The 17,116-nt window shown below is 73.1% G+C and carries 16 protein-coding genes; 12 read left to right on the top strand and 4 right to left on the bottom strand.

What is annotated here, in order from left to right:
• Complete coding sequence (locus tag AC27IY_RS08125) at positions 1–951, bottom strand: sulfotransferase family protein (RefSeq protein WP_423474820.1); 951 nt, start codon at positions 949–951, stop codon at positions 1–3.
• Positions 952–1,019: 68 nt separating this feature from the next.
• On the opposite strand from AC27IY_RS08125, the gene AC27IY_RS08130 reads away from it, so the two are divergent.
• From AC27IY_RS08130 to AC27IY_RS08140, 3 genes are read left to right on the top strand one after another with little or no spacing between them, the layout of a single operon-like run.
• Entirely contained in the window at positions 1,020–2,366 is a 1,347-nt protein-coding gene (locus tag AC27IY_RS08130; protein ID WP_487177574.1) for a lanthionine synthetase LanC family protein, read from the top strand.
• Positions 2,367–2,419: 53 nt separating this feature from the next.
• Positions 2,420–2,725 (top strand): antitoxin, encoded by a 306-nt coding sequence (locus AC27IY_RS08135; RefSeq protein WP_449954833.1) that lies wholly within the window; start codon positions 2,420–2,422, stop codon positions 2,723–2,725.
• Between the two features lie 47 nt (positions 2,726–2,772).
• Positions 2,773–4,263 carry a cobyric acid synthase gene (locus AC27IY_RS08140; RefSeq protein ID WP_487177575.1) on the top strand — a complete coding sequence of 497 codons (1,491 nt, stop codon included), beginning with the start codon at positions 2,773–2,775 and terminating at the stop codon, positions 4,261–4,263.
• Here AC27IY_RS08140 and AC27IY_RS08145 read toward each other — a convergent pair.
• Positions 4,205–5,227 (bottom strand): 1-acyl-sn-glycerol-3-phosphate acyltransferase, encoded by a 1,023-nt coding sequence (locus AC27IY_RS08145; RefSeq protein ID WP_487177576.1) that lies wholly within the window; start codon positions 5,225–5,227, stop codon positions 4,205–4,207. The genes AC27IY_RS08140 and AC27IY_RS08145 overlap by 59 nt on opposite strands.
• A 41-nt stretch (positions 5,228–5,268) precedes the next feature.
• Positions 5,269–6,081 (bottom strand): patatin-like phospholipase family protein, encoded by an 813-nt coding sequence (locus tag AC27IY_RS08150; RefSeq protein WP_423445733.1) that lies wholly within the window; start codon positions 6,079–6,081, stop codon positions 5,269–5,271.
• A gap of 107 nt (positions 6,082–6,188) precedes the next feature.
• On the opposite strand from AC27IY_RS08150, the gene AC27IY_RS08155 reads away from it, so the two are divergent.
• The 4 genes from AC27IY_RS08155 (at position 6,189) to AC27IY_RS08170 (ending at position 9,949) form a co-directional block, all read left to right on the top strand.
• Positions 6,189–7,082, top strand: a complete 894-nt coding sequence (locus AC27IY_RS08155; RefSeq protein WP_423445731.1) for an ABC transporter ATP-binding protein — start codon at positions 6,189–6,191, stop codon at positions 7,080–7,082.
• Entirely contained in the window at positions 7,079–7,882 is an 804-nt protein-coding gene (locus AC27IY_RS08160) for an ABC transporter permease subunit (RefSeq protein ID WP_423445729.1), read from the top strand. The genes AC27IY_RS08155 and AC27IY_RS08160 overlap by 4 nt, the downstream gene beginning before the upstream one ends.
• Before the next feature lie 311 nt (positions 7,883–8,193).
• A complete protein-coding gene (locus AC27IY_RS08165) occupies positions 8,194–9,189 on the top strand; it encodes a PucR family transcriptional regulator (protein ID WP_487177577.1) in 996 nt (331 codons plus the stop codon).
• 109 nt (positions 9,190–9,298) lie between these two features.
• Positions 9,299–9,949: a hypothetical protein gene (locus AC27IY_RS08170; protein WP_487177578.1), complete on the top strand. Its 651-nt coding sequence runs from the start codon at positions 9,299–9,301 to the stop codon at positions 9,947–9,949.
• A gap of 438 nt (positions 9,950–10,387) precedes the next feature.
• Here AC27IY_RS08170 and AC27IY_RS08175 read toward each other — a convergent pair whose 3' ends face one another.
• Positions 10,388–11,131 (bottom strand): GntR family transcriptional regulator, encoded by a 744-nt coding sequence (locus tag AC27IY_RS08175; RefSeq protein WP_423445725.1) that lies wholly within the window; start codon positions 11,129–11,131, stop codon positions 10,388–10,390.
• Between the two features lie 213 nt (positions 11,132–11,344).
• Here AC27IY_RS08175 and AC27IY_RS08180 point away from each other — a divergent pair, with 213 nt between their 5' ends.
• The 5 genes from AC27IY_RS08180 to lsrF are packed head-to-tail and all read left to right on the top strand — an operon-like array spanning position 11,345 to position 17,050.
• On the top strand, positions 11,345–12,457 hold the full coding sequence (locus tag AC27IY_RS08180; RefSeq protein WP_487177579.1) for a substrate-binding domain-containing protein: 1,113 nt from the start codon (positions 11,345–11,347) through the stop codon (positions 12,455–12,457).
• A 53-nt stretch (positions 12,458–12,510) separates the two neighbouring features.
• A complete protein-coding gene (locus AC27IY_RS08185; protein ID WP_487177580.1) occupies positions 12,511–14,187 on the top strand; it encodes a sugar ABC transporter ATP-binding protein in 1,677 nt (558 codons plus the stop codon).
• Positions 14,180–15,139 (top strand): ABC transporter permease, encoded by a 960-nt coding sequence (locus AC27IY_RS08190; RefSeq protein WP_487177581.1) that lies wholly within the window; start codon positions 14,180–14,182, stop codon positions 15,137–15,139. Before AC27IY_RS08185 ends, AC27IY_RS08190 begins: the two co-directional genes overlap by 8 nt.
• A complete protein-coding gene (locus AC27IY_RS08195; RefSeq protein ID WP_487177582.1) occupies positions 15,136–16,149 on the top strand; it encodes an ABC transporter permease in 1,014 nt (337 codons plus the stop codon). The genes AC27IY_RS08190 and AC27IY_RS08195 overlap by 4 nt, the downstream gene beginning before the upstream one ends.
• Complete coding sequence (gene lsrF / locus AC27IY_RS08200) at positions 16,142–17,050, top strand: 3-hydroxy-5-phosphonooxypentane-2,4-dione thiolase (protein WP_423445717.1); 909 nt, start codon at positions 16,142–16,144, stop codon at positions 17,048–17,050. The genes AC27IY_RS08195 and lsrF overlap by 8 nt, the downstream gene beginning before the upstream one ends.
• Positions 17,051–17,116: the final 66 nt, after the last annotated feature.

The following is a 17,116-nucleotide window of genomic DNA, read 5'->3' on the forward strand; positions in this document are numbered from 1 at the left end:
TCACCCCCGGCCGCGGCCGTTGCGTGACTGCCGCTGTCCCGGCGGCCGGACGCCGACCAGGCCGCCGGAGCGTTCCCTCGGCCGCAGCCAGTCGCCGAAGTCCTCGCCGGTGACCCGCTGGAGCAGCGCGACGTCCTCGGCGAAGTACGGGATGAGCCGCTGCCGCTGCTCCCACGACAGCGGGCGGCGGGCCTCGCCCCGGTGCTGGAGCAGGCCCTCGATCGGCCGGGCCAGGGCGGGCAGGCGGCGGGCCAGCGTGGACAGCACGGCGTGCCGGGCGCCGGGGGCGGGGTGCGCGGTGACGTTCCGCCGGGGCACTTCCGTGAGCAGCCCCTGCCGCACGCCGAGGAAGGCGCAGATGCGGTCGAGGGTCTCGGCCGGCCGGTCCACGACGTCCCGGTAGCGGAAGATCAGCACCTGCTCGCGCGGGAACAGCTCGAACAGGCCGGCCAGCTGCTCGCCGTAGCGGCCGAGGCCGACGTAGTGCCAGAAGTGCGACCAGCCGGCGGCGACGCGCTCCGGCTCGGCCTCGCAGGCGCGTACGAGGTCGCCGATCGGCTCCAACCCGGCCGACCAGAGGTGCGTCCAGTTGGAGTGGGCGCGCTCGACCGGGTCCCGGAGCGTCACGATGATCCGGACATTCGGGACGAGGGCCCGGATCCGGCGGCGCGCTCCGGCGTCGTAGAGGTAGAACGGGGTGGACTCGCCGGTCAGCGCGCCCGGAGGGGCGCCTGCGAACAGCGCCTCGTACTCCTCGCGCCGCCAGACGTGCTCCCGGTAGGTCTCCACGTCGCCGGGGCCGCCGTGCTCGGGCGGCGGGCCGTCGGTGAGGAAGAACTTCGGTTCCTTGATCGTGGGCAGGTAGAGTTCGGGATGCTGTCGCAGCGCTGTGTGCAGGGCGGTCGTGCCGGCTTTGGGCACGCCCGCGATCAGGAAATCGGGCAGGGCCACCGTCTTCCCTCCAGACGACTCGGACAACACCCTAATTTTCCTACCAGAAGTGTGGGATAATCAAACGTATGGGTTTGGACAAGACCCGCTCGCCGCGCGAGCGTGCCGAGACGCCCTTGACCGCCGCCATCCTGGCGGGCCGGTGGATCCGCACCGCCGCCCGCGACGACGCCGCCGGTCGCACCTGGGCCGCCAACCCGGACGCCCGCGGGCGCTCCGCGCTGGCCGCCCCCGAGCCCGCCTCCCTCTACGCAGGGGCGGCCGGCATCGTCCTGTTCTTCCTGGAGCTCGCCGCGGCGACCGGGCACGAGGCGTACCTGGAGGACGCCGCGGCCGGGGCCAGGCGGCTCGCGGCCACCTGGCGCGAGCAGCAGGACCTGACCCTCTACCACGGGCTCACCGGCACCGTCGTCGCGCTCGCCGAGGCCGGCTGGGCGCTCGGCGACGAGCGGCTGGAGTCGGCGGCCCGGGCCGCGGCCGAGCACGTCGTCCGGTCCGCCCGGCCGCTCCCCGGCGGCCCCGGCTGGACCGGCGACCCCGCCCAGCGCGGCGACGGCGGCATCGTGCTCGGGCTGCTGCGTGCCGCCGCCGCGCTCGGCGTGCCGGGCCACGAGGCGATCGCGGTCGAGGCGGGGGAGCGCATCGCCGGGCTCGCCGTCCCCGGCCACCGCTTCGGCGACTGCCCCGACCTGCCCACGGACGCCGTCACCCCCGGCTTCCTGGCCGGCACCGCGGGGACCGCGTTCCTCCTCGCCCGCCTGTACGGCCTCACCGGCGAGGCACGCTTCCTGGACGCGGCCAACCGGGGGGCGGGCTTCGTCCGCGAGATCAGCGTGCTCTCCGAGCGGTGCGCGCTGGTGCCCCACCACGTGCCGCAGGGGCGCGGCCTGCACTACCTCGGGTTCTGCTCCGGCTCGGCGGGCGTGGCGCGGATGTTCCAGGAGCTGCACCGGGTCACCGGCGAGCGGGGCCACCTCGAATGGGTGGAGCGGCTGGCCGGCGGCATCGTCCGCAGCGGCGTGCCGGAGCGGCGCACCCCCGGCTTCTGGAACACGGCCTGCCAGTGCTGCGGCTCGGCCGGGCTGCTGGAGCTGTTCACCGGCCTCTGGGCGGAGACCGGCGACGAGACCTACCTCGGCTACGCCCGCAGGCTCGCCCGCCACCTCATCGGCGCGGCCACCGACCACGACGGCCGCGGGTTCCGCTGGTACCAGGCGTACCGGCGGTTACGGCCGGGCGAGGTGAGCGCGGACACCGGCTACATGGTGGGCGCGGCCGGCATCGGCTCCGCGCTGCTCCACCTCGACGCCGCCCTGCGGCCCCGTGACGCCCGCCGCGTCATCCTCCTGCCCGACAACCCGTTCCCCTCGATCCCCGTGCCGGCGGCGCACCTGACCGACCCCGGCCCGAGGTGACGGTCCGGTTCCGTCGGGTAGGGGCCGGGTAACCGACACGAGGGGGAGGCATCATGAGCCGCATCGCGGAATGGCTGAAGAAGGCCGAGAACCTGGCCCGCGGGCACTCGAAGCAGGCCGACCAGATGCTCGACCGGGCCGAGCGGTACGCCAAGGAACGCACCGGTCACAAGTACGACGAGCACATCGAGAAGGGCGCGGACGCCGTACAGCGCCGTTACGGCGGCGGCACCACGGGCGGCACCACGGGCACCGGCCGGACCACCGAGGGCGCCGGCCCGACGCCGGCCGAGCGCGAGCAGATGTCCGCCGAGCGCGACCCCACCGGCGAGCCCTACCGGCGCGGCACCCAGGGCTGACCCAGGCACGATCACCGGCGCCACCGGGGCTCCGGTACGGTGATCGCATGGTCACCGGAGGACTGCTCGTCGCGGGCACCACGTCCGACGCGGGCAAGAGCGTCGTCACCGCGGGCATCTGCCGCTGGCTCGCTCGCCAGGGCGTGCGCGTGGCGCCGTTCAAGGCGCAGAACATGTCGCTCAACTCCTACGTGACCCCCGGTGGCGCCGAGATCGGCCGGGCCCAGGCCGCGCAGGCGCAGGCCGCCGGCCTGGAGCCGGTCGCCGACATGAACCCGATCCTGCTCAAGCCGGGCGGCGAGCGCCGCAGCCAGGTCGTCCTCATGGGCCGGCCGATAGCCGACGTGGACGCCATGGAGTACGGCGAGCTCAAGGACCTCCTCCGCGCCACCGCCCTGGAGTCCCTGGCCCGGTTACGGGCCCAGTACGACGTGGTGGTGTGCGAGGGCGCGGGCAGCCCCGCCGAGATCAACCTGCGCCGCACCGACCTCGCCAACATGGGCCTGGCCAGGGCCGCCGGCCTGCCGGTCGTCGTGGTCGGCGACATCGACAGAGGAGGCGTGTTCGCCGCCTTCCACGGCACCGTCGCCCTGCTGGAGCCCGCCGACCAGGCGCTCGTCGCCGGGTTCGTGATCAACAAGTTCCGCGGCGCGAGAGAGCTGCTGGAGCCCGGACTCGACATGCTGCGCGAGCTGACCGGCCGGCACGTCTACGGCGTGCTGCCCTGGCTCGACGGCCTCTGGCTGGACGTCGAGGACTCCCTGGCGCTCGACGCCCGCCACGTCGCCGCCCGCCCGCCGCACGGCCGGCAGACCCTGCGCGTCGCGGTCGTCCGGCTGCCGCGCATCTCCAACTTCACCGACCTCGACGCGCTGGCCGCCGAACCGGGCGTCGTGGTCCGCTTCGTCACCGGTCCGGCCGAGCTGGACGACGCCGACCTCGTCGTGCTGCCCGGCTCGCGCGCCACGGTCGACGACCTGCGCTGGCTGCGCAGGACCGGCCTCGCCGCGGCCGTCGCCGAGCGGAAGGGGCCGGTGCTCGGCGTCTGCGGCGGGTTCCAGATGCTCGGGCGCGAGATCGTGGACGAGGTCGAGTCGGGCGCGGGCCGGGTCGAGGGGCTCGGACTGCTGCCGGCGCGGGTCGAGTTCGCCCCGGAGAAATGCCTCGGCCGGCCCGAGGGGACGGCGTACGGGCAGCCGGTACGCGCCTACGAGATCCACCACGGGCGGGTCACCGTGGAGGGCGGGGAGCCGTTCCTCGACGGCTGCCGGGTCGGCGACGTGTGGGGCACCACCTGGCACGGCGCGCTGGAGAACGACGGCTTCCGCCGCGCGTTCCTCGCCGACGTGGCCGCGCGGGCCGGGCGCGAGTTCGTCCCGGCGCCCGGCACCGACTTCGCGGCGCTCAGGGAGGCCAGGCTGGACGCGCTCGGCGACCTCGTCGAGCACCACCTCGACACCGGCGCGCTGCTCCGGCTGATCAGCGACGGCCCGCCGGAGGTCCCGTTCCTTCCACCGGGAGCTCCCGCCGCGCGGTGATCCAGGCGTCGGCGCGCTCCCAGTTGTCGTACAGCCAGCGCACGGCCTCCTCGCGCCCGCGCGGCACCTCGCCGGCCGGGACCCGCCACCACGTCGCCGAGATGCGCACGGTGTAGGGCAGCCTGCGCCACACGTCCCCCAGCGTGACCAGGTCGTCCAGGCCGGTGTGCGCCACGAACACCACGTCGGCCCCCGGGCAGGAAGCGATCGCGGCGAGCGCGCCGTTCGGCCGCGGCGGCAGCACGTGCTCCATGCGGCGGGCCCGCGCGGCCTCCTCCGTCAGCCCCTTCGCCTCCAGCCGGCGGATCGCCACCTGGCGGCGGCGCGGGCTGAAGTTCGCGCCCTCCGGGAAGATCACCAGGGCGTCCCGGTCGCCCATCGTGCCGGACAGGCGGCGGATCTCCTCGACGATGCGCCGGCGGCCGGAGCGGCGGGGGACGAACGCGTTCGGCAGCCGGTTGACCATCACGTCGAGCGTGGGGTCGTACTGGAGCGCGGCCTTCATCACGATCCTCGGCCGCCGGCCGTGGGCGGCGAGCAGGCGGTGGATCAGCAGGAACGAGTCGCCGGGGCCGGCGTGCCTGGACAGTACGATCAGCGGCCGGGGCGGCGCGTCGTCCGCGCAGGGCGGGCTCTCGACGTCCACGGTCAGGCGGAAGATCCGTTCGGCGGCGCCGTACAGGCGCGACAGGAACCACCCGACGAGCGCGTAGTGCCGCTCCTGGCGGCGGGCCCCGCCCGCCACCCACAGCCACAGGCAGGCGATCAGCACCAGGGACTCCAGCGTCAGCCAGGCGACCGCGAACCACACGAACCGCGGCGCCCGCCGCTGCGGCGGCGGCAGCCCCATCGAGGCGACGGCCGCGACGACGAGCCACAGCGGCAGCGTGACCAGCATGGCCACCGTCACCAGGACGATCAGCGGCGCCAGCACGATCCGGCGCAGGATGCGTGGGGGGAGCAACACGGCCTCCCTGGACGTAGGTTGTCCTCCCTCCTCTGCCCTCATCCGCCATGGTCGCTCAAATACCGGGCGGACGCCTGGTACGCCCGCTCGATGCAGGCCGACACCTGCGCCCCGTCCCGGTAGCGGAGCGGCGACACCGGCTCGGCCGCCCCTGCGGGCAGCACGTGCACCTCCACGCCCGGCGGCAGGCTCGCCATGTCCTCGGCGAAGCGGTGCCGGCGGGCGATCTCGAACGCCACCATCCCCACCTCCCAGAACCGCCGCGGCGCCGTCAGCGGACGCTCGATCCTGCCGACGTGCAGCACGTACACGCGCTTGGCCCCGAGCCGCACCGCCCGGCCGACCGGGATGCTGTGGACCAGGCCGCCGTCGTAGAAATGCTCCCCGCCGATCACCATCGGCGGCAGCAGGCCAGGCACCGCGCACGACGCCAGCACCGCCGGCACCAGCGGCCCCGCCGTGAACCAGTGGGCCGCCGCCCGCTCCACCGACGCCGCCACGCACTGGAACGGCACCGCCAGCTCCTCGATCCGCTCCACCCGCACGGTCTCGGCGAGCACGTCGCGCAGCGGCCCGATCGGATGCAGGTGGGTGCCGGTCCTCGCCAGCGTCGACAGCCGGGCCACCCACGAGCCGGCGAACGCGGTGCGGACGATGTCGGAGCGCCACAACCCGGTCAGCCGCTCCACCGCCTCACCAGGCCCGGCGGCGATGACGGCCCCGTTCAGCGCGCCCACGGACGTGCCCACCACCAGGTCGGGACGGATGCCCGCGGCGTCCAGCGCCCGCAGCATGCCCACCTCGTGCGCGCCGAGCACGCCACCGCCACCGAGCACGAACGCCGTCTCCACGCCCTCACCCTCCCGCTGCCCTTGCCGTTCCTCGGAAACGAACGGCCCGCAAACCTTGCCGGATCCGCCCGCTGACGCCCTACCCACAACGGCGGGACGATGCCGCCATGACAGCAGTGGTGCAGGCCGAAGGGCTGACCAAGTACTACGGCAGCCGCCGGGGCCTCGCGGACCTCACGATGGAGATCCAGCCGGGCGAGGTCTTCGGCTACCTCGGACCCAACGGCGCCGGCAAGACCACGACCATCAGGCTCCTGCTCGACGTGATCAGGCCGACCAGCGGCCTCGTACGCGTCCTCGGGGGCTCACCGCGCGAGCCCGCCGTCCGCGCCCGCATCGGCTACCTGCCGGGTGACCTGGTGCTGGAGAGCCGCGACCGCGCGCTCGACTACCTGCGCTTCCTCGGCCGGGTACGCGGCGGCGTCCCCGGGTCGCGCATCGCGGCACTCGCCGAGCGCTTCGACGCCGACCTGTCGGTGCCGATGCGCAAGCTCTCCAAGGGCAACCGGCAGAAGATCGGGCTCATCCAGGCGTTCATGCACGATCCCGAGTTCGTCATCCTCGACGAGCCGACCATGGGGCTCGACCCGCTCGTGCAGCACGAGTTCCTGGCGCTGGTGCGCGAGGTGCGCGCCTCCGGGCGTACCGTCCTCATGTCCTCGCACGTCCTCGCCGAGGTGGAGAGCGTCTCCGACCGGGTCGGCATCGTACGCGGCGGGCGGCTCGTCGCCGTCGAGAACGTCGCGGCGCTGCGCGAGAAGGCGGTGCGCCGGGTCGAGCTGCACTTCGCGGCGCCCGTGCCGCGCGCCGACTTCGAGGGGCTGCCCGGCGTACGCGACCTGCGCCTGGAGGGCGCCGCCCTGTCCTGCACCATCGACGGCCGCCCGGACGCGCTCGTCAAGGCCGCCGCCCGCCACACGGTGGTCCACCTGGTGAGCGCCGAACCCGACCTCGAAGAGATCTTCCTGACCTACTACAGCGACGAGGAGCGGTCTCGATGAACGGCCCGCTGATCAGCAAGAGCCTGCGCGACCATCGCGGCGTGACGTTCTGGTGGACCGTCGGCATCAGCGCCTTCGTGGCGCTCTACCTCGCGGTCTACGGGAGCATCAAGGAGAGCCCGGACGTGTACGGGCCGGCGATGATCGCCAAGTTCCCCGGCCCGCTGCGCGACCTCATGGGCGGCCTCGCCGACATGACGAGCGGCGCCGGCTACCTCCAGACCGCCGTCTACCAGCTCTTCGTCCCCATGCTGTTCATCGCGTGCGCGACGCTGCTCGCCAACCGGGCGCTCGCCGGGCCCGAGGAGAACGGGACGCTGGAGCTCGTCCTCACCCTGCCGGTGGACCGCAGGCGGCTCGTGCTCGCCAGGCTCGCCGCGCTGGCGCTCGGCCTGCTCGCGGTCGCCGCCGTGACGCTGCTGGTGGCGTGGGGGATGAGCGCCCTGGTCGAGAACGGGGTGCCGTTCGGCCGCATCCTCGCCGGGCACCTCGGCGTGCTGCTCCTCGGCCTGTTCCACGGCACGGTGGCCCTGGCCGTGGGCGCGGCCACGGGGCGGCGGCTCGTCGCCTCGGCCGTGGTCGGGGTGTGGGTCGTGGCCGGCTACATGGTGGTCACCGTCGGGCGCTCCTGGGACGCGATCTCCTGGCTCAAGTGGGTCTCACCGTTCCACTACTACGCCGAAGGGCGGCCCCTCTTTGAGGGGGTGCCGGTGGGGGACTACCTTGTGCTGGCGGGAGCGACGGTCGTGCTCGCGCTCACCGCGGTGCTCGCCTTCGACCGGCGCGACGTAGGAGTGTGATGACCCCACCACCCCTACCTGCGGCCCCCCGCGACGACCCCCCACCCCCCGGCACCCCCTCCGCCAGGGGCGTCTCCTCGGATGCGGGACCCTCAGGCCCGTCCACCTCCGGTCCAGGAGCCTCCGGCATGGGAACGTCCGGCGCGGGACCTTCAGGCCCGTCCACCTCCGGCACGGGGGCCTCCGAGGCAGGACCTTCCGGCCCGTCGTCTCCCGGCCCGTCGGCCCCCGGCGTGGGGGCCTCCAGCCAGGCTCCCTCCAGCCAGGCCCCCTCCAGCGTGGGGTCCTCTGCCACCGAGGTGCGGGGTGGCTTGCTCGACGCATGCCGGCGGATTCTGTCCGAAGCGGCGGGAACGGGGCGGGCGCCCGACCGGCGTGCGCTCGACTCGTGCCGCGCCGCCGGCGTACGGGCCGCCGAACTGGGGGTGCCGCTGCGCTCGCTCGTGGACGACGCCCTGGCCGCCGCCGACGGCCTCCCACCCGTCCTGCCCGCCCTCCGCCGCGCCGTCTCCGCCCTCATGGAGGGGTACGAACAGGCTCAACTCGCCGCGATCCGGGACGAGGAGGAGGCCCGCAGGGAGTTCGTGGACGACCTGCTCCAGGGCCGGGCCGAACGCCTGGCCGAACGCGCCGAGCACTTCGGCCTGCGCCTCGCCGAGTCGTACGTCGTCGCCGTGGCCGGCAACCTCCCCTCCACGACCCTCGCCCAGGACAGGAACGCCGTCGAACGCGCCCTCGTCGCCCGCTTCGGCTCGCACAACGTCCTGGTCGCCGTCCGCGACGACCTCCTGGTGTGCGTGGCCCCGGCCACGCTGCCGGCCGCCGTCGGCGAGTTCACACACCACGTACGGGCCCGCTTCGCCACCGGCTGGCGGGTCGGCCTGGGCCGGGCGCACCGGGGCCCGGGCGGCGTCGTCACCTCCTACCGCGAGGCCGCCCAGGCCCTGGCGCTGGCCGACGCCCTGTCACTCAAGATCGACGTCGTACGCGCCGCCGACCTGCTGGTCTTCCCCGTCCTGCTCCGCGACCGCAGCGCCATCGAAGACCTGGTGACCAGCGTCCTCAGCCCGCTCCTGGAGGCGCGCGGCGGCCACGAACCGCTGCTGGAGACCCTGGAGGCCATCTTCGCCTCCCACGGCAACCAGACGGCCGCCGCCCGCAAGCTGCGGCTGAGCCCGCGCGCGGTGACGTACCGCCTGGAGCGCATCCGCCGCCTGACCGGCTTCTCCCCGGACGACCCCACCCAGCGCTTCACCCTGGAGACCGCCGTCCTGGGCGCCCGCCTCCTCGGCTGGCCGAACGGCTGACCAAGCTTTTCGGGCAGCCGTTCGGCCGCCGTGCCAGACACATGCTCGACACCGGAAGATCCGTATGCCTGAGATCATGCCGCTGCTCTCTTCCTGAGAAGATCTGCACATGTTTGATGCCCTGCCGGCACCACTGCGCGCCATCATGGCGAGGTACAACAGTTTCCTCAGTGGATACCAGGAGATGTTCTGCTATACGGTCACCACTCCACTGAGGCTGGACGAGGCGTTGCAGCGAATGGGTTTACAAGCCGGGGATCTTCAGCCCAGGGCGGAACATGACCTCCTCGATCATGACGGATGCGTTTTCATTGATCAAGTGGAAGATGCTGTCGTGACGTGGGACTGGCAATCCGTCGCGGGTCTGTATCTACGCACCGACGACGCGCTGCGACACGGCGTCACACGCGGGATCGCCCAATGGGACTTCTACAATCTCGATTTCTCATTCAGCTCACCGGCCGGCCCAGGTTTCGGCTGGAGTGAGGCATACCTCTTCGAATCGGATGACGCCGCCGAATCCATACGAGAAGCAGCGACGCCCTTCGAGGGCCCGTATGCCCGCTACCGGCCGCTCTTTGCCCCATATCTAGGCGAACTTCTTAAGCATCTTGATGACGATGACGGCGAAGCGGATCCCGCCTACCTGCAGGCCGCGATTCTCACCTCCTTCGAGCTGGAAACTCGAATTCGACTGGACGAGGAACTGCTCCGCAGCCTCCGCTATTCGATTCACGTACCTCAACATCTCAGACATTGACGAACAGACGAGATCGACGTCCGCATCAGCGAAAGTTCTCCGTCACAGTGTCTGCTGAACGCTGACGAGCCACTCGCTCGACTCGTGCCGCGCCGTCTCCGCCCTCATGGAGGGGTACGAACAGGCTCAGCTCGCCGCGATCCGGGACGAGGAGGAGGCCCGCAGGGAGATTGTGGACGACCTGCTCCAGGGCCCGGAACGCCGTCGAACGCGCCCTGGTCACCCGCTTCGGCTCGCACAACGTCCTGGTCGCCGTACGCGACGACCTCCTGGTGTGCGTGGCCCCGGCCACGCTGTCGGCCGCCGCTGGAGCGCCTCCGCCGCCTGACCGGCTTCTCCCCGGACGACCCCACCCAGCGCTTCACCCTGGAGACCGCCGTCCTGGGCGCCCGCCTCCTCGGCTGGCCGAACGGCTGAGCAAGCCCTACGGCAGGCCGGTCAGCGGATGCCCACGTAGAACCGGGTCTGGTCGCTGCGGTGCAACGCGTAGTAGGCCTCGAACCTGATGTCGTCCTTCGTCCACGCGACCGATTCGATGCCGAGCAGCGGCGTCGAGGTCGACACCTCCAGCAGCGCCGCCTCCTCGGCGTCGGGGAAGACCGCCTCGATCCAGCGGTCCGCCGCCGCGGGTTCGAGGCCGTAGCGCCGCCGCAGCACGTCGTACAGCGACTGGTTCTCCAGGATCGCGCGTTCGAGCCCCGGGACCAGCCGCGCGGGTAGCGCGGTGACGACGAGCAGCCACGGCTGGCCGTCGACGCGGCGCAGCCTGCGCAGGCGCACGACCTGCTCGCCGGCCGGGATCCGGAGCAGGGCCGCCTCGCGCTCGTCCGCCTCGCCCAGCGTCTGGCTGATCGCCTGGGTGGTCACCCGGCGGCCCGACTCGCGCAGGTCGTCGGCCGAGCCGGACATCGAGCCGATGAACCGCAGCTCCGTCTTGCGAGGTGCGACGAAGGCCCCCCTCCCTTTGACCTTGTAGATGAGCCGCTCCTGGACGAGCTCGCGCAGCGCCTCCCTGACGACCGTGCGGGACACCCCGAACAGGTCGCTCAGCTCGGCCTCCGACGGCAACGGCTGATCCGGCAACCGGACGCCACTTTCGATCTCCGCGCGCAACGCCCGCATGAGCTGCATCCACAGCGGCTCCGCCCCTTCGCGGTCGAGAGGCGGGTAGGTCAACGTCACTGAACCTCCTCGTCGGCACGGCACAGCCTATGCCATGACCATCGCCTGTCATGACAAGTTTGCCAGAAAAGTCGCTAGTCCCCCTATTGACATGGCCGTAACGCCCACTTAGTTTCCTTGTCACTACAGACCTGTAATGACAGGTCCCCGCAACTGAGGCGTTCGCTCACGCCACTACCCCCCGACTGCGACCCTGCCCTCACGGGAGACACCATGCACATGCGCCCATCACGCCGATCCTGGCGCGCCGTCCCCGCGGCGCTCGCCACCCTGGCCGTCCTGACCGCCGGGTGCGGGACCGCCGACGCCGGCGACGCCGCCGCCGGGACGGCCGCCGCCGGCGGCGGCGGCAAGCCGTTCATCGCGTTGAGCAACGGCTTCATCGGCAACGGCTGGCGGCAGACGATGATCGCCAAGTTCGAGGCCGCCGCAGAGCAGGCGCAAAAGGACGGGCTCATCGGTAAGTACAAGGTCGTCAACGCGCCGGGCGAGAACTCGGCCACCGAGCAGGTCGCGCAGATCAAGAGCCTGCTGCTGCAGAAGCCGGACGCCCTGCTCATCGATCCCTCGTCGCCCACCGCGCTCAAGCCGGTGATCCAGCAGGCGTGCACCGCCGGCGTCAAGGTCGTCGTCTTCGACTCCGCCATCGACGCGCCGTGCGCCCACGTGCTGCAGAACAGCTTCGCCGACTGGGCCACGCAGGCCGCCAAGCCGCTGCTGGACGGCATCGACGGCAAGGGCTCCGTCATCGTCAGCCGCGGTGTCGTCGGCTCCCAGCCCGAGGCCGAGATGTACGAGACCACCAAGAAGATCCTCGCCGAGCACCCCGGCGTGAAGACCGTCGCCACCGTGACGGGCATGTGCGACGGCGCCACGGCGCAGAAGGCGGTGCTCGGCGTGCTGTCCAGCGTGCCGAAGGTGGACGGCGTCATCGGCTGCGGAGACGGCTACGGCGTCGCGCAGGCGTTCGCCACCGCGGGCAAGCCGGTGCCCGCGGTCACGTTCGAGACCAACGGCCGCGCGCTGAACTACTGGAAGGACAAGAAGATCGACAACGGCTCCGTCGCGGTCATGTCCGACCCGGGCCAGTCGGTCGCCGCTCTGTGGGAGGCACTGGACCTGCTCGACGGCCGGGACGTGCCCAAGCAGCTGACCTTCCCGATCGTCCTGGTGGAGCAGAAGGACCTCGACGCCTGGGCCGGCGCGCTCAAGCCCGACGAGTACGCCGCCTGGCCGTGGACCCGCGAGCTGTTCCGGCAGCAGGTGGAGGCCGTCAAGAGCGGGGGCGAGTCCGTCCGGCCGCCGATCCCGTCCGCGGCCGGCTGACCGGCCCGCCGAACCCGCACCACAAGCGAGCACAGCACGGAGGAGACCGGGGCATGCACGTGGACAACCTCCCCGCGCCGCCGGGGACCGAACGGGACCGGGCCGCCCGCCCGCCCGTCGTCACCGCCCAGGGGGTGACCAAGGCGTACGGGCGCACCAAGGCACTTGCGGGCGTGGACCTGCAGGTCCGCGCGGGCGAGGTGCTCGGGCTCGTCGGCCACAACGGCGCGGGCAAGAGCACGCTGATGCGGGTGCTCGCCGGGCTGGAGTCCTGCGACGCCGGCGCGGTTCTGGTGCACGGCGAGGAGGCGCCGGCCGGTTCCGCGGCGGCCTTCCGGACGGTGCGCATGGCCTACCAGGAGACGTCGCTGTGCCCGGACCTCACCGTGGCGGAGAACATGTGGATCTCCTCCCGGCACTGCCTGCCCCGGTTGGGGTGGCGGCGGGCGGCGAGCACGTCGGTACGCCGCCGCCTCGACGAGGTGTTCCCCGGGCACGGCGTGACGCCGCGCGACCGGGTCGAGGACCTGTCGCTGGCGCAGCGCCAGATGGTGGAGATCGTCCGTGCCTGCCTGGTCGACCGGCTCGATCTGCTGATCCTGGACGAACCGACCGAGTCGCTCGGCCCGGACGCGGCCCGGACGCTGTACGCGTACGTGCGCCGGCTGGCCGAGGCCGGCACCGCCGTGCTGCTCATCTCCCACCGCATCCGCGAGGTGCTCTCGACGGCCGACCGCGTCGTGGTGCTGCGCGACGGCGCGGTCACCGCGGACCGGCCCGCAGCCGGGCTGACCGAGCCCGGCGTGCTCACCCTGATGGGCGCGCACGTCGCCGTCCCGTCCGAGCGCACCTCAGAGGCGCGCGCCGCGACCGGCGACGGGACGGGCGCCCGGATCGTGGCCGAACTGCGCGACGCCCGCGGCGGCGGCCTGCACGGGGTGTCCCTGCGCGTCGCCGCCGGTGAGGTGGTGGGCCTGGCCGGGCTGGCCGGGCAGGGCCAGCAGGAGGTGCTGGAACGCCTGTGGCGGCCCGCCCGGCGCGACACCGAGGTGAGCGTCACCCGGGCGTACGTGCCCGGCGACCGGCAGCGTTCCGGGGTGCTGCCCCTGTGGAACGTGGGCGACAACCTGGTCGTCACCGCGATGCGCGAGATCGCCCGCCGCGGGCTGCGCCGGATCCCCGACGAGCGGGACGTCGTCCGGCACTGGGTCGAGCGCCTGGCCGTCAAGGGCGGCGCGGACGCCGGCATCACCGAGCTGAGCGGCGGCAACCAGCAGAAGGTCGTCGTCGCCCGCGCGTTCGCCTCCACGGCCGGGCTGGTGCTGCTCGACGACCCCTTCCGCGGGGTGGACGTGCACACCAAGACCGAGCTGTACCAGCTCATCCGGGAGGAGGCGGCCAAGGGCCGCAGCATCGTCTGGTACTCCAGCGAGAACGCCGAGATGGCGCACTGCGACCGCGTCCACGTCTTCCGCGCCGGCCGGACCGTGGCCGAGCTGACGGGCGAGGAGATCTCCGAGGAACGGATCATCGCCGTCTCCTTCGCCGAGCCGGACGAGCCGGGCGAGCGCGCCGAACTGGTTAAGCGCGCCGAGCCCGACGAGCGCGCCGAGCCGGACGAGCGCGCCGAGCCGGACGAGCGCGCCGAGTCGAACGAGCCGGGGAGGCCCGGCGAAGCGGGCGAGTCGGGCGCTGCCGGTCGCGCCGCGCAAGGGAGGACTCATGGCTGAGCAGCTCGCACCCGCCCTGCCGGGACGCCCGCGGATGCGCCACTCCGCACCCGCTGCCGTCAGCACACTGGCCCTGATCGCCATGATCGGCCTCTGCTCGTCGCTGCAGCCCGGCGTGCTCAGCGTGCAGGGTCTCACCCTGGTCCTGTCGGCGACCGTGCCCCTCGTCATCGCCGCGCAGGCGCAGATGACGCTGATGGCCGTGGGCGACATCGACCTGGGCATCGGCGCCTTCGTCGGCCTGGTCACCGTCGTCACGGCGACCAAGCTGTCGTCGTCGCCGCTCGTCGGCGGCCTGGTCCTGCTCGGGCTGGTCGCCGCGTACGCGCTGCTCGGCCTGCTGATCCACCTGCGCCGGGTGCCGTCGCTGATCGCCACCCTGGGCGCGTCGTTCGTCTGGCTCGGGCTGGGCCTGTTCCTGCTGCCGACGCCCGGCGGCAGCACCCCCGAGTGGCTGGCGGCCTTCGGCGCCTGGCAGCCCGCCGGGTTCCCCGCGCCGCTGCTGCCCATCCTGCTCGTCACCGCGCTGGTCTACCTGCTCGCCTCGCGCGGCTCGGCCGGCGTACGGATGCGCGCCCTCGGCAGCAACCCGGTCGCGCTGGGCCGGGCCGGGCTGCGCCCGCTGACCTCCCGCGTCATCGCCTATGCCACGGCGGGCGGGCTCGGCGTCGCCTCGGGCCTCGCCCTGGCCTCCCAGACCGGCGGCGGCGACGTGTCGTCGGCCTCCAGCTACACGCTCATGACGGTGGCGGCCGTGATCCTCGGCGGCGGCTCGTTCGCCGGCGGCGTCGCCGTCCCGTGGGGCGCGGCGGTCGGCGGTGTGACGCTGGGCCTGGTCAGCGTCGTGCTCAGCCTGCTCGACGTGCGGTCCGACCTCCAGTCGGCCGTGCAGGGCGGCATCGTTCTGGCCGTGCTCGCCGGCCGCGTGCTCGTGGGGAAGGTGCTGCGATGAACCTCCGTGTGACCCGTTCGCGCCCCTGGATCTGGGGCTTCGCCGCGGCGGCGCTGATCTGGCTGGTCATCCTGGCCATCTCCGGCCAGGGCGGCGGCCAGACGCTGTCCCTCGCCCTGTCCCTCGCGCCGTACCTGGTCATCGTCGCCCTCGGGCAGATGCTCGTCGTCACCGCCGGGCCGGGCAACATCGACGTGTCGGTGGCTCCGGTCATCTCGCTGGCCGGGTTCGCCTCGGTCGCGGTGTCCGCAGGCACTGGCTCGGCGCTCGCCGGGGTGCTGGCGGGGATCGGCGTCGGCCTGGTGGTGGCGGTCGTCAGCACGATGGCGATCCTCGGCCTGGCCGTCCCGCCGATCATCGCCACGCTGGCCGCCGGGCTCGTCGCCTCGTCGGTCACGCTGCACCTGGCCGGCGGCTTCACCGCCGTGCCCGATCCCGGGCTGCGTGAGCTGCTCAACCTGCGCCCCCTCGGCGTGCCCGCGCTCGCCGTGGCGATCGCGGCGCTCACGTGGCTGACCGTCGTCCTGCTGCGCCGCACCGTCTACGGTCGGTCCCTGATCGCGGTGGGGCAGAACCGCCGCGCCGCCGAACGGGCCGGCGTCCCGGTCTCCCGGGTGATCGCGACGGCGTACCTGCTGAGCGGGGCGCTGGCCGGGCTGACCGGCGCGCTGCTCGCCACCTACATCGCGCCCTCCGCCGACCTCGGCACCCGCTACCTGCTCGACTCCGTGGCCGTCGTCGTCATCGGCGGCACGCTCATCTCCGGCGGCCGCGCCGTCCCGGTGGGCGTGTGGGGGGCGGCGCTGTTCTTCATCCTGCTCGACGGCCTGGTGAACCTCGTGGGCTGGAGCACCGCGGGGCAGAACCTGCTCAAGGGCGGCCTGGTGCTCTTCGTCCTCTTCCTCGCCGGCGGGGGTGACCGTGCCGCGAGCACGGCCCCCCGGCTCAGACGGCGGCCGCGTCCCGCGGTCGCCACCACCACTACCACAGGAGACAACTCTGATGGCTGACACCGACGGTCTCATCGACGCCCGCGACTTCGGGACGTCCGCGCCCGCGGCGAGCGGCCTCCACGGCGGGTTCTTCGTCAAGGGCGCCCACGGACAGGACTGGGGCCTGCGCAACCGGCTGTCGCGCATCTTCCGGCCGGACACCGGGCGCACGGTCATGCTGGCGTTCGACCACGGCTACTTCGTCGGCCCGATGGCCGGCCTGGAGCGTCTCGACACCGGGATCGCCCCGCTCGTGCCCGCCGCCGACGCGATCATGATGACCCGGGGCGCGCTGCGCACGAGCATTCCGCCGACCACGGACGCCGGGATCGTCCTGCGCGCCAGCGGCGGCCCGAGCATCCTGCGCGAGCTGTCGGACGAGCACATCGCCCTCGACATCGAGGACGCGCTCCGGCTCAACGCCGCCGCGCTGGCCATCCAGGTGTTCATCGGCGGCGAGCACGAGTCCCGGTCGGTGGCGAACCTGGCCGCGCTCGTGGACGCCGGCCAGCGGCACGGCGTCGCCGTGCTCGGCGTCACCGCCGTCGGCAAGGACATGGTCCGCGACGCCCGCTACTTCCGGCTGGCCACGCGGATCAGCGCCGAGATGGGCGCGCACATCGTCAAGACCTACTACGTCGAGGACGGGTTCGAGACCGTCACCGCGAGCTGCCCGGTGCCGATCATCGTCGCGGGCGGCAAGAAGCTGCCCGAGCTGGACGCCCTCACCATGGCGTACCGGTCGATCCAGGAGGGGGCGGCGGGCGTCGACATGGGCCGCAACATCTTCCAGAGCGAGTCCCCCGCCGCCATGCTGGCCGCGGTGCGCGGGGTCGTGCACGACGGGCTCAAGCCCGTCGAGGCGCACGAGCTGTTCAAGGAGACGGCGGCCGGCGCCACGGGCAACGCCGAGTCCTGACCCTCGTGAGCGCGGGTCCGTGAGCGCGTTCGGACCGCCGCGGACCCGCGCCCGTCACCTCCGGGA

Source organism: Nonomuraea sp. B208, assembly GCF_057536035.1.